A 20,011-nucleotide genomic window follows, 5' to 3' on the forward strand; every position below is an offset into this window, starting at 1 on the left:
GGTGTCAGGAGCGGTACCTCTCCCCTCTCGTAGCACAAAGTGACGAAGATTTTTGGACTTCGCTGCGTAAGGGCGAAATCCGGCTTCGACACCGTTGGTATATGTTTCGGAGGGTGTTTTATGCCCTTTTAAGCTGAATTTGTGGCCCGCCGAAACGCTTTGTGCGCCGGTGTGCCAACCGCCGTTTCTGGGGCGGCGGTTGGCTCCTGAGGCTTAGGCAGTTGCCACGTTCAGCAATACGGGCACGGAAAACTCGTCGAATTCGAGCACCGAACCGCCGCTGATTTCCGGGGCAAAATCCAGGGTCAGGGCCTGAACTTCTTCCCGGATATAGCTACCAAACGACTGCACGGCGGCTTCCAGTTCGGGCTGCTGGCCCAAAATCACGCGGATTTTGTCCTGCACTTCCAGGCCGCTGTCTTTGCGCAGGTTCTGGAGGCGGTTCACCAGCTCGCGGGCCACGCCTTCCTGGCGCAGCTCGTCGGTCAGGGTCACGTCGAGGGCCACGGTGAGGGGGCCGTCGGTGGCCACCAGCCAGCCGGGTAGGTCCTGGGTGCGGATTTCCACGTCGTCGGGGGCCAGGGTGTAGGCCTCGCCGTCGATTTCCACGGCCAGCTGACCGGTTTTTTCGAGGGTGCTGATTTCCTCGGCGCTCATTTGCTGGATGCGAGCCCCCACGGCTTTCAGCTTGGCTCCGTACTGCTGGCCCAGGCGCTTAAAGTTGGGCTTCACCGACTTCACCAGCACGCCGCTGGTATCGTCGAGGAACTCCACGTGCTTCACGTTCACCTCGGCGCAGATCAGGTCCTCTACCTTGCCCACCTGCTCGCGGGTAGTGTCGTTGAACACCGGCACCAAAATGCGCTGCAACGGCTGGCGCACCTTCAGCACTGACTTCTTGCGGAGTGAGTGGGTGAGCGAAGAAATGCGCTGGGCCAATTCCATCCGCTCCTCCAGCGCCTTGTCAATGCGGGTTTCGTCGGCTTCTACGAGCAGCGTCAAGTGCACTGATTCGGGGGCCAGCGGCGTGTTTTTCTCCACCGCTTCGGCACGCATGCCGTCAGTCATGTTCTTGTAGAGCCACTCCGCGAAGAAGGGCGCGATGGGAGCCATGAGCTGGGCCACGACAACCAGGCACTCCTGCAGGGTCTCATAGGCGGCGCGCTTGTCGGCGGTCAGCTCGCCCTTCCAGAAACGGCGGCGCGAGAGGCGCACGTGCCAGTTGGAGAGCTGATCGGTTACGAAATCCTGGATGGCGCGGGCGGCTTTCGTGGGGTCGTAGCCATCATAATAGCCGCGCACTTCCTGAATCAACGATTGTAGCTTGCTCAGAATCCAGCGGTCCAGCTCGCTCAGCTCGGCATAGGGCACCCGGTCAAACTCCCGGGCCTGGAAGCCGTCGAGGTTGGCATAGAGGGCGTAGAACGAGTAGGTGTTGAAGAGCGTGCCGAAGAAGCGGCGCTGCACCTCCGTGATGCCGTTCAGGTCGAATTTCAGGTTGTCCCAGGGCTGGGCGTTGGCAATCATGTACCAGCGCGTAGCATCGGGGCCGAACTGGTTGATGGTCGCAAACGGGTCGATGGCGTTGCCGAGGCGCTTGCTCATCTTGTTGCCGTTCTTGTCCAGCACCAGGCCGTTGGCCATCACGTTCTTGTAGGCCACTGAGTCCTCTAGCATCACCGCCAGGGCGTGCAGGGTGAAGAACCAACCACGGGTCTGGTCCACGCCTTCGGCAATAAAATCAGCGGGGAAGTTCTTCTCGAACTGCGCCTTGTTTTCCAGCGGATAGTGCCACTGGGCGTAGGGCATAGCGCCGCTGTCAAACCACACGTCAATGAGGTCGGTTTCGCGGTACATGGGCTGGCCGCTGGGCGACACGAGGAACACGTCGTCCACGTAGGGGCGGTGCAGGTTGATTTTGGTTGTTGGTTGTTGGTTGTTGGTTGTTGGCTCTGAAGAATTACCGGCCATTACCCATTTGCCATCTACCTGCTGGTAAGGATTATGGGTCATAATTTCAGCAGCAACGGCTTTATCAATCTCCGCACTGAGTTGCTCAATCGAGCCGATGCATATTTCCTCCGAGCCGTCCTGGGTGCGCCAGATGGGCAGAGGCGTACCCCAGTAGCGCGAGCGGCTCAGGTTCCAGTCTACCAGGTTTTCCAGCCAGTTGCCGAAGCGGCCGGTGCCGGTGCTTTCGGGCTGCCAGTTGATGGTTTTATTGAGCTCGATGAGCCGGTCCTTTACCGCCGTGGTTTTGATAAACCAGGAGTCGAGGGGGTAGTACAGTACGGGCTTATCGGTGCGCCAGCAGTGCGGATAGGTGTGCTCGTACTTCTCCACTTTGAAGGCCATGCCGTCGCCTTTCATGCGGATGGCAATGCTTTCGTCGAGGGTTTTGTAGTCGGCGCCGCTCTGGTCGTGGCCGTCGTAGTTTTTCACCCAGCGGCCGCCAAATTCGCCCATCTGCGCCACGTAGCGGCCGGTGCGGTCTACCACCGGGCCCAGCTTGTCTTCGTCGTCGGCAACCAGCAGGGCGGGCACGCCGGCCAGTTGGGCGGCCCGGAAGTCGTCGGCGCCAAACGTGGGCGAAATGTGCACGATGCCGGTACCGTCTTCGGTGGTTACGAAGTCGCCGTTGATAACGCGGAAGGCGTTTTCCTCGCCCTCAAACGCCGGATAGCCTTTGTCCTGCCCAAACAGCCGCTCGTAGCGGATACCTACAAGGTCGGCGCCTTTGAACGTGTTTTCGATACGCCAGGGCAGCACTTTGTCGCCGGCTTTGAAGTCGTCCAGCGAAGCGTCTTTGCCTTTCTCGGAGAAGTATTTGCCCAGCAACGCCTCGGCCAGCACCACCCGAATGGGGGCGCCGGTGTAGGGGTTGAAGGTGCGCACCAGCACGTAGGCAATGCCCTTGCCCACGGCCAGCGCCGTGTTGGCGGGCAGCGTCCAGGGCGTGGTCGTCCAGGCTAGAATGTACGTCGGCACGTCCTCAGACGCGCTGAACAGCTTCTCCGACGCCTCATTGCGCTGCACCTTGAACTGGGCCACGATAGTCGTGTCCTTCACGTCCCGGTAGGTACCGGGCTGGTTCAGCTCGTGCGACGACAAACCGGTGCCGGCCGCCGGCGAGTAAGGCTGGATGGTGTAGCCTTTATAGAGCAGGCCCTTGTCGTAGAGCTTCTTGAGCAGGGCCCAGCAGCTCTCGATGTACTCGGGCTCGAAGGTGATGTATGGGTCGTCGAGGTCCACCCAATAGCCCATTTTCTCGGTGAGGTCGTCCCACTGGGCTTTGAAGCGCATCACGGTTTCGCGGCAGCGCTGGTTGTACTCCTCAATGCTGATTTTTTTGCCGATATCCTCCTTCGTGATGCCCAGCTCCTTTTCTACCTGCAGCTCAATGGGCAGGCCGTGGGTGTCCCAGCCGCCTTTGCGGTTCACCTGCTTGCCCAATAAGGTCTGGTAGCGGCAGAAGATATCCTTCACCGTCCGGGCCATTACGTGGTGAATGCCGGGGGCACCGTTGGCCGAGGGCGGGCCCTCGTAGAACACAAAGGTGGGCTGCCCCTCGCGGGTGCTCACGCTTTTCTCAAAAATGCCCTTCTGTTTCCACCACGCCAGGATATCAGTACCAACCTGGCCGTAGTTGAGCGGCTGCTTGTATTCGGGGTAGTTCATTTGTTGGGAGGGTCGTTGTAGCAGAACGTCATGCTGAGCTTGCCGAAGTATCTCTACCGCTTCATTGCAGTAGTAATCCAACGAAGCAGTAGAGATGCTTCGACAAGCTCAGCATGACGGTAGTGTAAGTGATTTTAACCGTTCTGGCGGGGCTGCACCTGCATACGGTTGAGGTTCAGTTCCAGGTCGTCGTCTTCCTCGTGGTAGTTGTCGTCGTAGTGCCGGATACCGGTCTGGTCGATAACGTCCTCGTCCTTGCCATGCTCGAAGGTAACCAGCAGGCAGGGCAGCAGAATCAGGTTGGAGAAATTGGTAATCAGCAAGCTGGCCGACATGAGCAGGCCTAGGGCCTTGGTACCGCCAAACTCCGAGAAGGCAAACACCGAAAAGCCCAAAAACAGCACAATACTGGTGTAAATCATGCTGGTACCGGCCTCGCTGAGGGTAGTGCTGATGGCGGCCTTCACGCGGCGGCCGTTGGCGGCCATTTCCTGCCGGAACTTGGCCAGCAGGTGAATAGAGTTGTCGCCATCAATACCCAAGGCAATGCTGAAAATAAGGGCCGTGCTGGGCTTGAGCGGGATGCCGAAGTAACCCATAATGCCGCCCGTGAGCAGCAGCGTAAAGAAGTTAGGCAGCAGGGTAAAGAACACCGCCCGAATGCTGCGGAATAGAATCAGCACGACCACGCCGACCAACAAAAAAGCGTGCAGCAGACTGGATTTGAGCGTGCCAATCAGGTACTCGTTGCCCTTGGTGAAGATGATGGTGGTGCCGGTTTTCTTCACTTCCATGCCCGTACCCTTGAAAATCCGGTCAATTTCGGGCTGAATGCGGTTGTTGAGCAGGGTATCGAGGTTGTGGGAGCCGATGTCAGCAATTTTCAGCGAAATCCGGGCCTCCCGCATGGTGCTGTCGGTGAAGGAGCGCAGCAGCTTGCTGGTAAGCTGGCCTTCCGAGCCCTTGGTGTTCTGGGAACGGGCCAGGTAGTTGAATACGTAGTTGGATTCCGACTTATCGGGCAGGCGGTAAAACTCGGGGCTACCGTTGTAGAAGGCTTGGGTGGAGGCTTTCAGAAAGGTGACTACGCTGACGGGCGTCGTGAGCACCGGCTGGGTGCGCAGGAAGTTTTCGAGGCGGTCGATGCGCTCCAGATTTTTCAGTTTCAGCAGGCCTTTTTCCTTGCCGGTGTCTACCACCAGCTCCAGGGGCATTACGCCATTGAAGTGCTGCTCGAAGAACTTCAGATCGGAATTTACCGACGAGTCCTTGGGCAAATCATCCACCATGTAGCTCACGGAGCGCACCTTACTCACCCCGAACGAGGCCAGCACCACCAGCGCCAAGGCCGTGAGGTACACCGTACGCCGCCGCTCCAGCACCACGTAATCGAAGAACTCCAGCAGCTTCATCAGCGGCTTGGCCTCCAGGTGTTCCAGCTGCTTGGGCGTGGGCGGGGGCAGAATGGTGAACACAATGGGCATCAGAATAAACGACACCGCAAAGGCCACAAAGATGTTGATGGTGGCCACCGCCCCAAACTGGAACAGAATGGCAATATTGGTGAAGCAGAACACCACAAAACCGATGGCCGTGGTAGTGTTGTTCATGAGCGTCACCAGCCCGATTTTGCGCACCACCCGGGCCATGGCCAGCACTTGGTTGCCGGATTTGCGGTAGTCGTAGTGGTAGCGGCTGAGCAGGTAGGTGCAGTTCGGAATACCAATGACGATGATGATACTCGGAATTAACCCGGTAAGCAGGTTGATTTTGTAGCCCATCAGCACCATCGAGCCGATACACCAGATAACCACAATGAGCACAATGAGCAGCGGAAACACCACCGCCGACCACGTGCGGAAGAACATGAGCAGCGTGAGGGCCATCATCACGATGGTGAGGGCCACGAACAGCTTCATTTCGGCGGCTACCTTGGTGGTCATGGTAGCCCGCACGTAGGGCAGGCCGGCGTAGTGCATCTTGATGCCCGTCTTCTGCTGAAACCGCTCGGCGTGACCCAGAATTTCCTGCATCACGGCCTCGCGCCGGCTGGAGTTCAGGTACTTGGGGTCCATGGTGAGGGCCAGCAGCGTGGCCCCGGTGGTGGGCGAAATCAGCTGACCTTTGTAGAACTCCTGGGAGTTTACCACCCGCATCAGGGAGTCCAGCTCCACCTGGCTGCTGGGGAAACGGCGGAAAATGGGCTCGGCCCGGAAGGTTTGAGTGGCCGTATCCTTTACCAGCCGCGGCAGGCGCGTGACGCCCAACACCCCGTTTACGCCCTCTACCTTGCTGAGCGTATCGGTGAGCATGCGCAGCTCATTGAAGTTGCCCAGCTGGTACACCGAGCTGTCCTGCATGCCCAGCACCAGCACGTTGCCATCCTCGCCAAACTTGCGTTTGAAGCGCTGGAAGTACACCATGTCCGGGTCGTCGGGCGAAACCACCTGGGCAAAATCGTAGGTCATTTCGATTTTGCGGGCTTCCCAGGCCATAAACACCGTTATAACGGCCAGCAGCCCAACGAGTAGGCGGCGGTTCTTAATGACGAATAAGGCGAGGTTCCTCCACATACGCTGCTAAAATGCAGCAAAGGTACGCAACCCCCGGCAGCTACGCGGTGAGCGTCAGCAAGTAAACCTTTATCGGGCTAAAAGCGGTGTACAACGAGGCAGTTAGGAAAACTCATATATTGTTCAGAATATAGGGAACAATTTATGCCTTATTCTACGTAATCATCCTCATTACAAGGCGTTGCGCACGATGATAATTGAATTATTCCGCGCTCCGCTTGTTGTTTTCCCTTTGCCATGACCTTGTACAATTCCCCGGACGCGTCCCTCACGTATAATCCGGTTTCCGAAACCCTGCACCTGAGCTACAATGCCACCCGCCTGTCGGTATCGTTTGGCCAGGCCTACCACCGCGCCCTGGAGGAAATGCTGGCCCAGAACGTGGGCAAGCTGCTGCTGGACCTGAAGCGCAATGCTCCCCCTACGGATGAAGCCGACGAGTTACTCGGCCCCCTGACCGATGTGTTGGCCGACCAGCCTCACCGCCCGCTATTTATTGCCGCCGTCGTGTCGGAGGGGCAGTACCAGTACCAGATTGGCAATTCCATTGCCACCACTACCCTGCCCCCGGCCCGCGTGGAGTTCAACTACTTCACCTCCCGCCGCGACGCCACCCAGTGGTTGAGCGAAAACTAGCCCGCCCTTTCACACACCTGCCCGATACAAAAAACGGCCGCCGGATTGCTCCGGCGGCCGTTCTGTTTTTCACTACTACCGCAGCCTTACAGATTCTCGAAAATGCGCGAGAGGCTCACGGCCTCCCCAATGTAGCCGCGCAGCTCCGAGATGGGCATGCGGGTTTGCTCGCGGGAGTCGCGGTGGCGGATGGTAACGGTGTTATCCTCCAGGGTCTGGTGGTCGACGGCAATGCAGAAGGGCGTGCCGATGAGGTCCTGGCGGGTGTAGCGCGTACCAATGCTATCCTTCTCCTCCACTACCAGGCGGAAGTCGTGGCGTAGGCTGTTGTAGATTTCGTTGGCCTTTTCGGGCAGGCCGTCCTTTTTCACCAGCGGGAAGATGGCGGCTTTCACTGGGGCCACGGCTGGGTGCAGGCGCAGCAGCTTGCGAGTTTTAGTTTTCTGCTCCTCGCCTTCGCCTTCCACAATGGTTTCCTCCTGATACGCTTGGCAGAGCGTGGCCAAGAACAGGCGGTCAGCGCCTACTGAGGTTTCTACCACGTAGGGCACGTAGTTGCCGTAGGGCTTGCCGGTTTCGGGGTTGAGGTCGTTGTCGAAGTAGTTCTGCTTTTTGCGGCTGTACTGCTGGTGCTGGGTCAGGTCGAAGTCGGAGCGGGAGTGGATGCCCTCAATTTCCTTGAAGCCGAAGGGGAACTCGTACTCGATATCCACGGCGGCCTTGGCGTAGTGGGCCAGCTTCTCATGGTCATGGAAGCGGAGCTTGTCGGCGGGCAGGCCCAGCACCTCGTGCCACCGGCGGCGGGCGGCTTTCCAGTGCTGGTACCACTCGCCCTCGGTGCCAGGGCGCACGAAGAATTGCATTTCCATCTGCTCAAACTCCCGCATGCGGAAGATGAACTGGCGGGCTACAATCTCGTTGCGGAAGGCCTTACCGATCTGGGCAATGCCAAACGGCACCTTCTGCCGCGCCGACTTTTGCACATTCAGGAAGTTCACGAAGATACCCTGGGCCGTTTCGGGGCGCAGGTAGATTTCGTTGGAGCCCTCGGCCACGGCGCCCATCTGGGTCGAGAACATCAGGTTGAACTGGCGCACATCGGTCCAGTTGCCGGTCTTGCTAATCGGGCACAGAATTTTCTCGTCGATGATGAGCTGCTTGACGCCGGCCAGATCCTCGGCCGTGAGCAGGCGGCCCATTTCGGTCAGCAGGGTTTCGGCCCGGGCCAGCTCGCCGTTCTTCTCGTACTCGGCAGCTTTATCCTCCAGCAGCACGTCGGCGCGGTAGCGCTTCTTGCTGTCGAGGTTGTCAATCATGGGGTCCGAGAAGCCATCGACGTGGCCGGAGGCTTTCCAGGTGGTGGGGTGCATGAAGATGGCCGCATCGATGCCCACCACATTCTGGTTGAGCTGGGTCATGGCTTTCCACCACAGCTGCTTCAGGTTGTTCTTGAGCTCCACGCCGTTGGGGCCGTAGTCGTACACGGCAGCCAGGCCGTCGTAGATTTCGGAGGAGGGGAACACGAAGCCGTATTCCTTGGCGTGCGACACGATTTCGGCCAGGGTGCCTTCAGTAGTATTGGCGGCGGGTTGCGCGGGTTTGCTCATGCTATGTAGGGAAGTGAGAGGCAAGAAGTGAGCGGGGAGAACTGAATCAGTTTGCAAGTACTTCGGCCCTAGATGCCGTTTCCCTTCTCCCCGCTCACTTCTGAATCGGAACAAAAGTAGCTAAAGCCCACGCTTGTAGCCTAGCCGGGGTTGCAGAAATAGCCATGACCAGCTGCTTATCAGCTATTTACTAGCCCCGAACACGGGCACCTCAACCAATGTCGGTGGCCTGCGTTTAGCGGCTCAACCGGCACGGCAGCCGGCCAGTGCGGTAACAATTTCATAATCTTGTGCCCCCTTAGGGCGGCAGTACCTTTGGTTGCCGAAATCTGAATTCTCACCAACCTCCCCTTTATGTTTGGCTTAGAGCCTCATGTGCTGTTGCTGCTGATTGCCTGTTTGGTAGCAGCCTGCGCGTTTGAATTTGTAAACGGCTTCCACGACACGGCCAACGCCGTGGCTACGGTTATCTACACCAACTCGCTGCGGCCCTGGGTGGCCGTTATCTGGTCGGCGTTCTGGAACTTCGTGGGTGTAATTGCCGGTGGTATTGGCGTGGCCATGAGCATTGTGTACCTGCTGCCCGTGGAAAGCCTCGTGGATCAGAACGTGTACCACGGCATTGCCATGGTGGGCGCCCTCATTGTGGCGGCCATCATCTGGAACGTGGGCACCTGGTACTACGGGCTGCCTTCCTCTTCCTCGCACGCCCTTATTGGGTCCATTCTGGGCGTAGGCATTGCCTTCTCGTTGCTGCCAGGCTCGGGCGGCTCGGCCGTAAACTGGGGCAAGGCTGGCGAAACCGGGTTGGCGCTTTTGGTAAGCCCGCTGTTCGGCTTCTCGCTTACCATTGTACTGATGTTTCTGCTGCGCCGCTTCGTGAAGAATAAGGCCATCTTTAAGGAGCCCCACAAGCGCAAGCCCCCACCCATCTGGATTCGCCTGATTCTGATTGCCACCTGTACTTTGGTGAGCTACTTTCACGGCTCCAACGACGGGCAGAAGGGCGTGGGCTTGATTATGCTGATTCTAATTGGCATCGTTCCGGTGCACTTCGCCCTAAACTCCAAGCTCAACCCCCTGGACATGCGCGACTCCCTGACCCGCGTGGAGCAGGTGATGGGCAAAATCAACGCCGCTGAGCTGGGTGAGGCCGACCGGAAACTGCTGGCCGAAGTACGCACCCAGACCAATTCCCTGGACCAGATTTTTGCCGGCAAAACCGACGTGAAGCAGCTGCCAGAGCAGGCCCGCTTCGAAATCCGGAAAAGCATTCTGCTGCTGTACAACCGCGCCAAAAAACTCACGGCCAGCGAAAAGCTGCCCCTCAGCTCCGCCGACCGCAAAGTGTACGAAGACAGCATTGCCGAAATGCGCACCTTCACCGACTATGCGCCCTGGCAGGTTTCCCTGATGGTGGCCCTTTCCCTGGGCATCGGGACCATGATTGGCTGGCAGCGCATTGTGAAAACCATTGGGGAGCGAATTGGCAAGGAACACCTGACCTACGCCCAGGGCGCATCCTCGGAGCTGGTTGCTGCCGTTATGATTGGGGCTACCACCCAGTTCGGGCTGCCTTCTTCTACCACGCACGTGCTGTCGTCGGCTATTGCGGGTAGTATGGTGGCCAACCGGGGCATCAAGAACCTGAACCCCCAGATGGTACGCAACATTGCCCTGGCCTGGGTACTCACGCTGCCGGTTACGATGGTGCTGGCGGGGGGGCTGTTTTTGCTGCTCCGCACTATCATGCCTTCGTAAGCTGCTCTTGAAAACACACAAAAAAGCCGCCCCGGTATCGGAGCGGCTTTTTTGTTGATAAGCTGATTCTCAGCGGGGTGCTAGCGGGGCTAGCAATGCCTCCCAGGTTGGGAAAGACTGTTGAAAACCCCCGACACTTAGCACGTTATCCACTTATCAACAGGCAAAACTCCTGATTTTGTGGATAACTATACATTATGCGGGCCACTGCACTTCCAAGTCGTCGTTGATAAACACGCCGAAGTTGACGAACTGTAGCTCATCCTCATCGAAGTAGAGGTCAATCATTTCCTTCTCGTAGGAGATGCGCATCTCGCCGGTGTCCATTTTCTCCACTTCGCTTTGCTCGTGGCCATGGCGCTTCATCAGGTCCTGAATTTCCCGGGGGCTCTTGCCGTGAATGGCTTCCCCGTAGAGGCGAATACCGGGGTGGTCGGTTTCGATGCAGCTCAGGCGGTAGTCATCTTCCCGGTCGAAGTACAGGGAGTAGCCTTCTTCCAAGTAGTTCCAGGCCTGGTGCTCAAATTCGTCGTCGTCCTCTGATTCCTCAATTTCCTCGGGCTCTCCCATCAGGGCGCGTACCTCGTCCATGGAGGCGCCAAACTTCAAGGGCCCCATGCCTACGCCGAGGCTGATTTCATTTTCTTCGGTGCTGGATGGTTGGGCTGGGTTCTGCATAGCCGATGTGGGGTGAAGGGGGTAGTAGTTCTGGAAAAGTAAAGGTAGATGTCTGGAAAGTTACTTTCCGTACTGGGCCTCAAATTCGGCCCGTTGCCGCAGGTACTCGGGATGTTGCTTGGCCTCATCCCAGCAGCGTTTAAAAATGGCGGCGGCCTCCGCCTTTTCGGGGTCTTCGGGCGTGCGGGGCAACTCTGCCCGGCCGTGGCTGCCACTCTGCCCTTTTTTGTCGTCGGGCACGGGGCCGTCGTACTTTTTGCCTCCCTTGTGGTTGGCGTAGCGCCGGGCCCTGGTAAAGCCCATCTGCAAAAATTTGCGGGCCATATCGGCACCCACGAAGTCGTGCTGCTGCAAATAGGCCTCAAACAGCGCATAAATCTTCCCCGACGACTCCTGGGCTACCTCCGGTGTCCGGAAGCGCCAGAAGGGCAGAATCTCGCTTTTATAGGGCTCTACCAGTAGCACGCCCTGCTCACCCTTACCTACCCGGTACAGTTCCGGATGCTGGCGGAAGTCCGTAGTATGGAAATCGAGGGTGTAATCGAAGGGCATGAGAGGGGCAGGGCGAGTGGCGGAGTACTATACGCCTCCTGGAGCAAGATGGCTGTTTGTTCGCGCTATTGCACCTCGGCAAAAGCTACGGCAATTCACAGTAAACCGTGGATAACCAAGTAGTTATTCACATATACACACAACGTTATCCACTTTCTCAATCAGTGCCCTGATACCGGCCGTTGTGGGGCCAGAATATGATACCCGCATTAACAGGTCAGGCTCCGGCACCTGGATGCACCCAAGCACGGCTACGTTTTGCCACGCGGTGCCCGATGATGAGCACTTCTCTTACCGGCCTGCGACGGGCGCACTGCGCCGTTGAATTTCAGTGCAGCTCTGAATTGGAAGCGCCAACTGCTGCAGGCTTACCTCTGCTTCAAGTGGCTCAGGTCACTTTAGGATGGGTAAGGGCTCGGCCCGCTTTTCCACAGGTTAATAACTTTTAAAAATCTTTTTATTTAAAAATCTCTTTTTATCCCTGTCGTTAGGGCTGTTTATAAGTGGATAAAAAATGAGGGTTATCCACGGCGTGGGTAACATGTGTACAAGAGTTGGGTTATCCACCGTCTACCAACAGGGTATGTGGATATTATTTTTCTGAAATTCAAATAGTTAGATAAGTTTTTAACTATTCACACAGCCCTACTAGTAATCCACAATTCACATCCACAAGGGTGTGTGGATTGTTAGATTTTCGGGGGATAGTTATCCACTCCTATCCACAGCTTTTGTACATACCCAAGAGGGTGTCAGCAAGGGCTATCCATCCAAAAATACTTTTCCGCAACTTCTCCACGAGTTATCCCCAGGTTTCCCCACTATTATCCACAGGTTACGCCAGTTAGCGGTTTTGAGGTGGATAAGTGCTGTGGATTGCCGTTTTCGAAACAGTGGAAACGCTGCTAGCAAAGAGCCACGCGGGTTTTGCTATGTGGATATCTAAAACGCCCCGCCCCTATATAGCCCAGAGTTGCACTTTACGGACTTGCCCGCCAACCAAGTTGACTATTCTGCAAGAGGAGGGGCCAACAGGGTTCAATGCCTAACCCCAAGCCGGCTAAAAATAAACCCGCCCAACTCCGGCAAGACGAAATTGGGCGGGGCAACGGTTGGGGCAGGCGGCGGGCTAAAAGCTCAGGGTTTCTACGTTATCGAAGTTGGAGCGCACCTGTATGGTTTTGGGGAAGAGGAATACGGGCTCAGCAGGCCGGCGCAGCTGCGGGTCGCCGCCCTGCCAGCGTCCGTCCTGGTTGGCGTCGATGAGGATGCGGATACGGTAGGTGCCGGGCTGCAGGTTATCGAAGCGGTAGCTGCCTTTGGGGCTGTCAAGCTCGAACTGAATGTTGCCGGCAGCGTCCAGCAACTGCACCCAGAAACGCTTGGCCGTGGTTTGGATGGGGCCGCTGAGTGTGCCGGTACTCGTTTGCTCGGTTACCCGCAGGCGCAACGGTTTCAGGCCCAACGACTGCCCCGTGATGCTGCGGACCACGGCACTATCCAGCAGCAGGGTAACGGTTTTGCGGGCCGTGGTGCTCAGGTTAATGCTCAACGTAGAGCGGTCGGGGCTGAGCTGCCCATCGGCGGGAACCTGCAGGGGCCGGCGTTTCAAGGAGTCTTCCAGCAGCGTGCCAATGGGTTTGCCAGGGGTGAGCACCACCGGCTCAGTGAACACAAACTTCACCTGGCCCTGGCGGTACACTTCCTTGGGGCTGCCTTCTACGGTGTAAGCAATGGCCCGCTTAGTGGGCGGGTTGCCCTGGAAGCGCACGGCAATAGTGTCGCGGCCGGTATTGCCGGCGCTGTCGGTGGCCGTGAGCAGGAAGCGGCCTTCCTGCAGCTGGGGGGTACGGTAGAGAATGGCGGTGCGGCCTTTTTCGGTGAGCTGCAGGGCGTCGTTGAGGCCGGCCGGGGCTGTTGCTGCTCCCAGCGGGGCCAGCGAGAGCTGCTGCACGCCCTCATTGTAGCTCACCCGGAAATCGGTAGGGCTGGTTTTCTGGGTGGTAACCAGGGGCCGGCGGGTGTCGGGGCGGGTGAGCAGGAAGCGCACTGAATCGGTGCGGCCATTCACCGTGAGCAGGTCGGGCAAGTAGGCAATCTGCTCGGGCTCCTCATAGCGGTTGTTCTGGTTTTTATCGAGCAACGCGTAGGCACGGTAGCGGGCAGCCTTCAGGTAATTCAGCTCAAACCGGCCGGCCTTATCGGTCCGGGCCAGGTAAGTAGGGCGGCCCCGCTGCACGGTGGAGGTATCGGCCTCGGGGTAGAGCAGCACCACGGCATTTTCCACGGGCTGCTGGCTGAGCACGGCCTGCACCGTGCCGCGCACCGAGGCGGAGTCCAAATCGGGGCCGGTACTGAAGCTGACGATGGCCTGGGCCGCCGGGTTGCTCTCGGTAATGTCGCTGATGGAGTTGCCGAAGTTGAAGGAATAGGTGGTGTTGGCCTTGAGGGGCTTCTCGTAGGTGAGGGTAATGGCCGTGCGCTCCTCCCGGATTTTGTAAGGATTATCGTCGCCGATGATGGGGGCCACAATCAGGTTTTTGGCCAGATCCTTCAGCTGTACCTGCTCCGAAAACTCCAGCCGCACCGTCTGGCCCTGGTAGTTGCGGGTGCCGTTGGCGGGCACGCTGCGGGTGAGTTTGGGCGGAATAGTATCCCGAACGCCACCTTCCGGCGAGCTGATGGCCGCGCACCCGCTCAGCCCCGCCGCAGCGGCAAACAACAAAAACACGGAGGCGCGGGCAAAAGCAAATGGGGGCATTGCGAAGCAGGCAGGTGTAAGAAGGACGAAAAGCCGGTTTCGGCAGCAGCCCAACCGGCGCTTCCGAAATCCGAAGGTACGCGGTGTAACGCGGCAAGGGCCTAAACCTGTCATTCCGGGTGAAGCAGCAAAGCCGGAAGTACCCTGCGGTAGCCTTCGGCTTTGCTGCTTCACCCGGAATGATAACTTTTTCAGTAGCAGAAACTTTTTCAGTAGCAGAGCGGTAGCCTCCCTCCTACCCTGCCGCCGGCCGCTTATGAGCCACGTAAATCAGGCTGCTGTACTGGCCCTCGTGCTGGGCGGCGTACTGGTTGGATTTGTAGCCGGCTTTCAGCACCGTGAGCATTCCGCCGCCCCGCTCGGCCCGGTGTTTTTCGCTGAGCATACTCACGTAGTAAGCATCCAGGGGCATGGGCAACACCTCCTCCACCTGCATTTTGTGCTTTTTGAGCAGTTGCGTCAGGGTTTTGGGGGTGAAGTGGTAGAGGTGGCGCGGTACATCATAGGCGGCCCAATCCTGGCGGTAATGCTGGGCGTCGAGGCTATCTACGTTAGGCACGGCAATCATCAGGATGCCGTCGGGCTTCAACAGGCGGATGAGCTGCTGCAGGGTTTCGTTCAGGGTATGAACGTGTTCCAGCACATGCCAGAGGGTAATGGCGTCAAAGCTGGCCGGCTGAAACTGCACCAGGCTTTCCACCCCAATGGGCTGACCTACCCGCTGGCTGGCCTCTTCCCGGGCGCGGGCGTTGGGCTCCCAGCCGGCCACCTGCCAGCCGTTACTTTTGGCGGCGGCCAGAAAGTGCCCCGTGCCACAGCCGTAATCCAGTAGGCGGCCCTTTTTGGTGCGCTTATTCAGCAGAGCCACCTTGCGGCGCATGGTAAAAAACCGGGCCACCTTATAAGCTTGGTTGATCATCCCCCCTGCCCCACTGTTGTGCGACACGTACTCCTCCGACTCGTAGTAGCGGCCGATATGGGCTTCGTCGGGGCGGGGGTTGGTGAACTGGAACGAGCAGGCCACGCACTGCTGAATAGCGAAGCTTTCCTTGCTCACCGATTTATCCTCCACCACCAGCTTGTTGCGGAATTCGGTTTTGCCGCACACCGGGCACTTCTCAAGTCGCTCGTAAATCACAGATACTCGCTGATTAATTGGATGACGCGGATTGTAGCAGCAGCCAGACTACACCCACAACGCGCACCACGAAAGTACGAAACCAAACCGGCCGCAAAACCGTCGGGGTTCTGCGGCCGGTTTGGCCACTAAACTGTCAGGTGATGACAGACTGAAAACTTGTGTAGCGGTTGGCTTACTGAGGTTCATTGGCAGTACAATGAGCCCAATCAACCCGACCTGAAGAGTCAAAGTTTACGTCGCAATACTCAGATGAACCTGGGGGCATTTGGTAAGCGTAATGAGTCGATTGCGGCACTGATTCTATGCGGTTGATCCGGTCAGGTTTGCCCATTATTGCGACAACCTCAACTTCGGACATTCCCTTCGCCACGCGCTTTATGTTTTGCTGATTCTGGTATCCCTGTCGCGCTTGCGGACTCCAATGAGCATCATAATTGCCATAAACCACGAAAACCAGTATCAGACACCAAATACCGAGTGCAATCTTTTTCATTACTCTTGCTTACCGCCCCAGATACACCATCAGCACCGACACGTCGGCGGGGCTTACGCCGCTGATGCGGGAGGCCTGGCCCAGAGTTTCGGGCTGAATCTTGAGCAGTTTCTCGCGGGCTTCGTGCGAGAGGGCTGGCATGGCGGTGTAGTCGAGGCGGCCCTGAATCACGAAGTTTTCCAGCTCCTGCACGCGGGCGGCCTGCTGGTGCTCCTTCTCCAGGTAGGCCTCGTACTTCACCAGAATTTCGGCCTGCTCTAGCGCATCGGGGCGGTACGGAGCCAGGGCTAGGGTGAGGCCGGGCAGTACCCGCGCCAGCGCCGGCAAATCAATGCCGGGACGGCGCAGCAGGTTTACGGCGCGGGTTTTTTCGCTGATAACGGCCGAGCCAATTTCCGTGAGCCAACCGTTGATTTCCTGGGGCTCGATGCCGAAGTTCTTCAGCAGCTTGGCTACTTCCTGGGTCTGCTGCTCCTTCTCGCGCACCAGTTCCATGCGCTCCTCCGAGGCCAGGCCCAGAGCATAGCCTAGCGGGGTCAGGCGCAGGTCGGCGTTGTCCTGGCGCAGCAATAGGCGGTGCTCGGCCCGGCTCGTGAACATGCGGTAGGGCTCATCGGTGCCTTTGTTTACCAGGTCGTCGATGAGCACGCCGATGTAGGCTTCGCTCCGCTTCAGGATGAAGGGCTCTTTGCCGTGGACCTTATTGTGAGCGTTGATGCCGGCCATCAGGCCCTGGCAGGCGGCCTCCTCGTAGCCCGTGGTGCCGTTGATCTGGCCCGCGAAGTACAGGTTCTGGATGCGCTTGGTTTCCAGCGTGAGCTGCAGCTGGGTGGGCGGGAAGAAGTCGTACTCGATGGCGTAGCCGGGGCGGAACATCTTGGCGTTTTCGAAGCCGGCAATTTTGCGCAGGGCGCGGTATTGTACATCCTCGGGCAGGCTGCTCGAAAATCCGTTTACGTACACTTCCACCGTGCTCCAACCCTCAGGTTCCACAAAAATCTGGTGGCGGTCCTTGTCGGCGAAGCGGTTGATTTTGTCCTCCACCGAAGGGCAATAGCGCGGCCCCAGGCCTTTGATGCGGCCCTGGAACATGGGCGACTTTTCGAAGCCCTCTTTCAGGATTTCGTGCACCTCCGAGTTGGTGTAGGTGATGTAGCAGGGGCGCTGCTTCACCAGCGCGGGCGTGTCTAGATACGAGAATTTGCTGGGCACCTCGTCGCCGGGCTGCTCCTCCATTTTGCTGTAGTCGAGGCTGCGGCCGTCCACGCGGGGCGGAGTGCCGGTTTTCATGCGGCCAGCCTCAAAGCCCAGCTCCTTCAGCTGCTCGGTGATGCCGGTGCTGCGGCTTTCGGCGGCGCGGCCCCCGCCAAATTGCTTCTCGCCGATGTGAATGAGGCCGTTGAGGAAGGTGCCGTTGGTGAGTACCACCGACTTGCCCCGAAACTCAATGCCGAGCTGGGTTTTTACGCCCACCACCGTGTCGTTTTCCACCAAGATGCCGGTTACGGCTTCCTGCCAGAAATCCACGTTCAGGGTTTGCTCCAGCGTCAGGCGCCACTCCTCGGCAAACCGCATGCGGTCCGACTGCGCCCGGGGGCTCCACATAGCGGGGCCTTTGGAGCGGTTCAGCATCCGGAACTGAATCATGGTTTTGTCGGTAATGATGCCCGACTGGCCGCCCAGCGCGTCCACCTCCCGCACAATCTGCCCTTTGGCCACGCCGCCCATGGCCGGGTTGCACGACATCTGGGCAATGGTGTTCATGTTCATCGTGATGAGCAGGACCTTAGAACCCATATTGGCGGCCGCGGCGGCGGCTTCGCAGCCAGCGTGCCCGGCTCCTACTACAATGACATCGTACTCTTCTTGCTGCATCACGGATTTAGACGAATTTTTCGGATTACACGGATTCTGGCGGGTTGTAGCGCGAACCAAAGGTCGACGTAGTCAAGCTTTTGCTTCGCTTCTGGCCGCACTGGGCTGTGTGGGGATTCTAAAGTGAACAACATTCAGCCCGGTAGTCGTTCAACCACACGCGAAGCAAAGGCTTGACTACGTCGGCCTTCGGTTCGCGCTACTTCGTTGTTCAACCGGTGCTAAGGCTGCAGCTAAACAGAAAACGCCCGCATGTGGGCGGGCACTTCTCAGGAAATCAACTGCAGAAAGCCGGACGCAACACGCTCAAAACGTGCGCAAAGATACGCACTTCACGGTGTTTTTGTGGGCAGCTACCCTATTACGCATCAGCAGCCTCAGCATCATCCTCGGGGTAGGAAGCCAGCAGCTGCGCCGACTGTCGGGTTACGGCGTCCCAGGAAAACGGCGTCCACAGCCCCGTTGTGCAGTCGAACACCTCCGTGGCTTGCCGGTCGGCAAACAGCTTGTAGTCGAATTTGGGGTAGCCGTGAACTAGGTAGCCGGGGTAGTAATAGAACATCTGCTGGTGCTGGGCATATTGCAGCTTCAGCAGCATCAGGTATTTGCCCAGGCTGTGGCGGCGGTACGAGGGGTCGTAGAAATTCATGATGCCGGCCAGGGTGCGTAAGCCACTATCAAAAATGCCGGCCGCAATGAGCTGCTCTCCATCTCGCACCTCAATTACGCCGGTAGTAAATACGTTGTGCTCCGCCCCGGCCAGCAAAAACGACTCAATAGTGGGCGGGGCATCGAAGGTAATGGAAGCCCGGTAGCGGGCATAGAGCTCCTCGTACTCCGGCAGCAGCTGAAACGGGCGGATGCGCACCGCAAACCGCTCATTGAGGCGCAGCAACCGGCGCTGCTCGGCCCCAAGCTGCACCTGCGGCAACACCAAGCGCAGCCAATGCACCGTGTACAGCTCCCCATCAACGGGCAGGAAGCGACAGGTGAACAGGTCCTGCTGCATGCGGTAATAGCCCTGGGCTAAGTAATAATCCAGCGCATCGCCCCGCAAAATTGGGTGTTGGGTAGGAGTAACTGACATAGCGGAATAGTCGGGGTACAAAGAACGTCATACTGAGCTTGTAGCAGCATCTCTACTGCTTCGTCTGTACGATTGAATTGGCCAGAGGAAGAGATGCTTCGACTGCGCTCAGCATGACGTTCTTTGTTTGTCAACCTACCAAATAACAAAAAAGCCCACCAGATGGCGGGCGTTTTTATGTGTTAGAGTAGCGCAGCCTAGAACGTGCGCAGCAACAGGCAGTCGTCCTCTTTCTTGCGCATGGCGGTCTGGCTGAGTAGGTCTTTGTCGGCGTAGCCGAGTAGGTGCAGCACACCGTGAATCATCACGCGGTGCAGCTCGTCGCGGAAGGTGACGCCGTGGATAACGGCGTTTTCGCGCACTCGCTCCACCGAAATGAAGATGTCACCCTCAATGATGTCGGCGTCGTCGGCATTGTCAAAGGTGATGACGTCGGTGTACGTGTCGTGGTCGAGGTACTCCACGTTTACCTTGTGCAGGTACTCGTCGGAGCAGAAGATGTAGGTAAGCTGCACGATTTCGTGCTCGTGCACCTCGGCTACGCGCTCAATCCAGGAAGTTAAATCCTGCGCATCGGCCAGCTCAAACTCCACTTCTTCCACAATGAATTCGATGCCGTGGCTTTCACGGCCGAAGTCATCTTCGTCTTCAAATTCGTTGTGCTCGGTAGGCAGGTCGCTCATGCTGGCAAACTAGAAATAGAATTAGTGAGTCGAGTCGCTGACGGCGGAAGCCTGCTCGGTTTCGGACTCAGTAGCCGAGGAAGTGGGCAGCATGAAGGTGAGCTGCACGTGGCGGCCGTCCTTCTGAAACTCCACTTCATCGGCCAGATGGCGAATGAGGAAAATGCCGCGGCCACCGGGGTTTTCCAGGTTTTCGGGGGCCGTGGGGTCCGAGAGGTTGGTGTAGTCGAAGCCCGTGCCTTCGTCTTCGATTTCAAACTTCACGCGGTCGGGCTCCACAAACAGCGACAGGAACACGTTCTTGTCCTTGTCGAATTTGTTGCCGTGACGGATGGCATTGTTGACGGCTTCGGTTACGGCCACCATGATGTTGCCGTAAATGTCGTCGTCAATGTGAAAAGTATCCTTGGAGTTGTCGATAAAGCTTTCTACAACGCGGATATTTTCAACCAGGGAGGGAATCTGAATTTTGACCTGCTTCATAAA

The 20,011-nt window shown here is 57.9% G+C and carries 14 protein-coding genes; 2 read left to right on the forward strand and 12 right to left on the reverse strand.

Features of this window, described 5'->3' with window-relative positions; translation table 11 throughout:
- Positions 1-213 precede the first annotated feature (213 nt).
- Together ileS and ABIB60_RS15505 are read right to left on the reverse strand one after the other, a co-directional pair.
- Positions 214-3,678 carry an isoleucine--tRNA ligase gene (gene ileS, locus ABIB60_RS15500; RefSeq protein WP_354581143.1) on the reverse strand — a complete coding sequence of 1,155 codons (3,465 nt, stop codon included), beginning with the start codon at positions 3,676-3,678 and terminating at the stop codon, positions 214-216.
- A 134-nt stretch (positions 3,679-3,812) separates the two neighbouring features.
- Positions 3,813-6,251: an efflux RND transporter permease subunit gene (locus tag ABIB60_RS15505; protein WP_354581144.1), complete on the reverse strand. Its 2,439-nt coding sequence runs from the start codon at positions 6,249-6,251 to the stop codon at positions 3,813-3,815.
- Between the two features lie 237 nt (positions 6,252-6,488).
- On the opposite strand from ABIB60_RS15505, the gene ABIB60_RS15510 reads away from it, so the two are divergent.
- Positions 6,489-6,887 (forward strand): hypothetical protein, encoded by a 399-nt coding sequence (locus tag ABIB60_RS15510; RefSeq protein WP_354581146.1) that lies wholly within the window; start codon positions 6,489-6,491, stop codon positions 6,885-6,887.
- Positions 6,888-6,973: 86 nt separating this feature from the next.
- On the opposite strand, the gene ABIB60_RS15515 is transcribed toward ABIB60_RS15510, so the two are convergent.
- A complete protein-coding gene (locus ABIB60_RS15515; protein WP_354581147.1) occupies positions 6,974-8,494 on the reverse strand; it encodes a glycine--tRNA ligase in 1,521 nt (506 codons plus the stop codon).
- A gap of 354 nt (positions 8,495-8,848) precedes the next feature.
- Between ABIB60_RS15515 and ABIB60_RS15520 the strand changes: the two genes are divergently transcribed.
- Entirely contained in the window at positions 8,849-10,255 is a 1,407-nt protein-coding gene (locus ABIB60_RS15520; RefSeq protein WP_354581149.1) for an inorganic phosphate transporter, read from the forward strand.
- Between the two features lie 195 nt (positions 10,256-10,450).
- On the opposite strand, the gene ABIB60_RS15525 is transcribed toward ABIB60_RS15520, so the two are convergent.
- From ABIB60_RS15525 to ABIB60_RS15565, 9 genes are all read right to left on the reverse strand, one after another.
- Positions 10,451-10,933, reverse strand: a complete 483-nt coding sequence (locus ABIB60_RS15525; RefSeq protein ID WP_354581150.1) for a hypothetical protein — start codon at positions 10,931-10,933, stop codon at positions 10,451-10,453.
- Between the two features lie 60 nt (positions 10,934-10,993).
- Positions 10,994-11,485: a DUF4385 domain-containing protein gene (locus tag ABIB60_RS15530; protein ID WP_354581151.1), complete on the reverse strand. Its 492-nt coding sequence runs from the start codon at positions 11,483-11,485 to the stop codon at positions 10,994-10,996.
- Between the two features lie 1,129 nt (positions 11,486-12,614).
- Positions 12,615-14,246, reverse strand: coding sequence for an Ig-like domain-containing domain (locus ABIB60_RS15535; RefSeq protein WP_354581152.1), 1,632 nt, complete (start codon positions 14,244-14,246; stop codon positions 12,615-12,617).
- A 235-nt stretch (positions 14,247-14,481) separates the two neighbouring features.
- Positions 14,482-15,384: a class I SAM-dependent methyltransferase gene (locus ABIB60_RS15540; protein WP_354581153.1), complete on the reverse strand. Its 903-nt coding sequence runs from the start codon at positions 15,382-15,384 to the stop codon at positions 14,482-14,484.
- Positions 15,385-15,559: 175 nt separating this feature from the next.
- Entirely contained in the window at positions 15,560-15,880 is a 321-nt protein-coding gene (bamE, locus tag ABIB60_RS15545) for an outer membrane protein assembly factor BamE domain-containing protein (RefSeq protein ID WP_354581155.1), read from the reverse strand.
- 9 nt (positions 15,881-15,889) lie between these two features.
- Entirely contained in the window at positions 15,890-17,755 is a 1,866-nt protein-coding gene (mnmG, locus tag ABIB60_RS15550) for a tRNA uridine-5-carboxymethylaminomethyl(34) synthesis enzyme MnmG (protein WP_354581259.1), read from the reverse strand.
- Between the two features lie 361 nt (positions 17,756-18,116).
- A complete protein-coding gene (locus tag ABIB60_RS15555) occupies positions 18,117-18,842 on the reverse strand; it encodes a GNAT family N-acetyltransferase (protein ID WP_354581157.1) in 726 nt (241 codons plus the stop codon).
- Between the two features lie 197 nt (positions 18,843-19,039).
- The gene (gene ybeY / locus ABIB60_RS15560) at positions 19,040-19,525 is read right to left on the reverse strand and encodes an rRNA maturation RNase YbeY (RefSeq protein ID WP_354581159.1); all 486 of its coding nucleotides are present in this window, start codon (positions 19,523-19,525) and stop codon (positions 19,040-19,042) included.
- A gap of 21 nt (positions 19,526-19,546) precedes the next feature.
- The gene (locus ABIB60_RS15565; RefSeq protein WP_354581160.1) at positions 19,547-20,008 is read right to left on the reverse strand and encodes an ATP-binding protein; all 462 of its coding nucleotides are present in this window, start codon (positions 20,006-20,008) and stop codon (positions 19,547-19,549) included.
- Positions 20,009-20,011 lie beyond the last annotated feature (3 nt).

The sequence above is a fragment of the Hymenobacter sp. UYP22 genome (genome assembly GCF_040547285.1).
Classification (GTDB): Bacteria; Bacteroidota; Bacteroidia; order Cytophagales; family Hymenobacteraceae; genus Hymenobacter.

What these genes read in the sequence shown, in the direction of transcription:
- ileS (WP_354581143.1), bottom strand. Translation starts at nt 3,678, where the DNA reads ATGAACTACCCCGAATACAAGCAGCCGCTCAACTACGGCCAGGTTGGT.
- ABIB60_RS15505 (WP_354581144.1), bottom strand. Translation starts at nt 6,251, where the DNA reads ATGTGGAGGAACCTCGCCTTATTCGTCATTAAGAACCGCCGCCTACTC.
- ABIB60_RS15510 (WP_354581146.1), top strand. Translation starts at nt 6,489, where the DNA reads ATGACCTTGTACAATTCCCCGGACGCGTCCCTCACGTATAATCCGGTT.
- ABIB60_RS15515 (WP_354581147.1), bottom strand. Translation starts at nt 8,494, where the DNA reads ATGAGCAAACCCGCGCAACCCGCCGCCAATACTACTGAAGGCACCCTG.
- ABIB60_RS15520 (WP_354581149.1), top strand. Translation starts at nt 8,849, where the DNA reads ATGTTTGGCTTAGAGCCTCATGTGCTGTTGCTGCTGATTGCCTGTTTG.
- ABIB60_RS15525 (WP_354581150.1), bottom strand. Translation starts at nt 10,933, where the DNA reads ATGCAGAACCCAGCCCAACCATCCAGCACCGAAGAAAATGAAATCAGC.
- ABIB60_RS15530 (WP_354581151.1), bottom strand. Translation starts at nt 11,485, where the DNA reads ATGCCCTTCGATTACACCCTCGATTTCCATACTACGGACTTCCGCCAG.
- ABIB60_RS15535 (WP_354581152.1), bottom strand. Translation starts at nt 14,246, where the DNA reads ATGCCCCCATTTGCTTTTGCCCGCGCCTCCGTGTTTTTGTTGTTTGCC.
- bamE (WP_354581155.1), bottom strand. Translation starts at nt 15,880, where the DNA reads ATGAAAAAGATTGCACTCGGTATTTGGTGTCTGATACTGGTTTTCGTG.
- mnmG (WP_354581259.1), bottom strand. Translation starts at nt 17,755, where the DNA reads ATGCAGCAAGAAGAGTACGATGTCATTGTAGTAGGAGCCGGGCACGCT.
- ABIB60_RS15555 (WP_354581157.1), bottom strand. Translation starts at nt 18,842, where the DNA reads ATGTCAGTTACTCCTACCCAACACCCAATTTTGCGGGGCGATGCGCTG.
- ybeY (WP_354581159.1), bottom strand. Translation starts at nt 19,525, where the DNA reads ATGAGCGACCTGCCTACCGAGCACAACGAATTTGAAGACGAAGATGAC.
- ABIB60_RS15565 (WP_354581160.1), bottom strand. Translation starts at nt 20,008, where the DNA reads ATGAAGCAGGTCAAAATTCAGATTCCCTCCCTGGTTGAAAATATCCGC.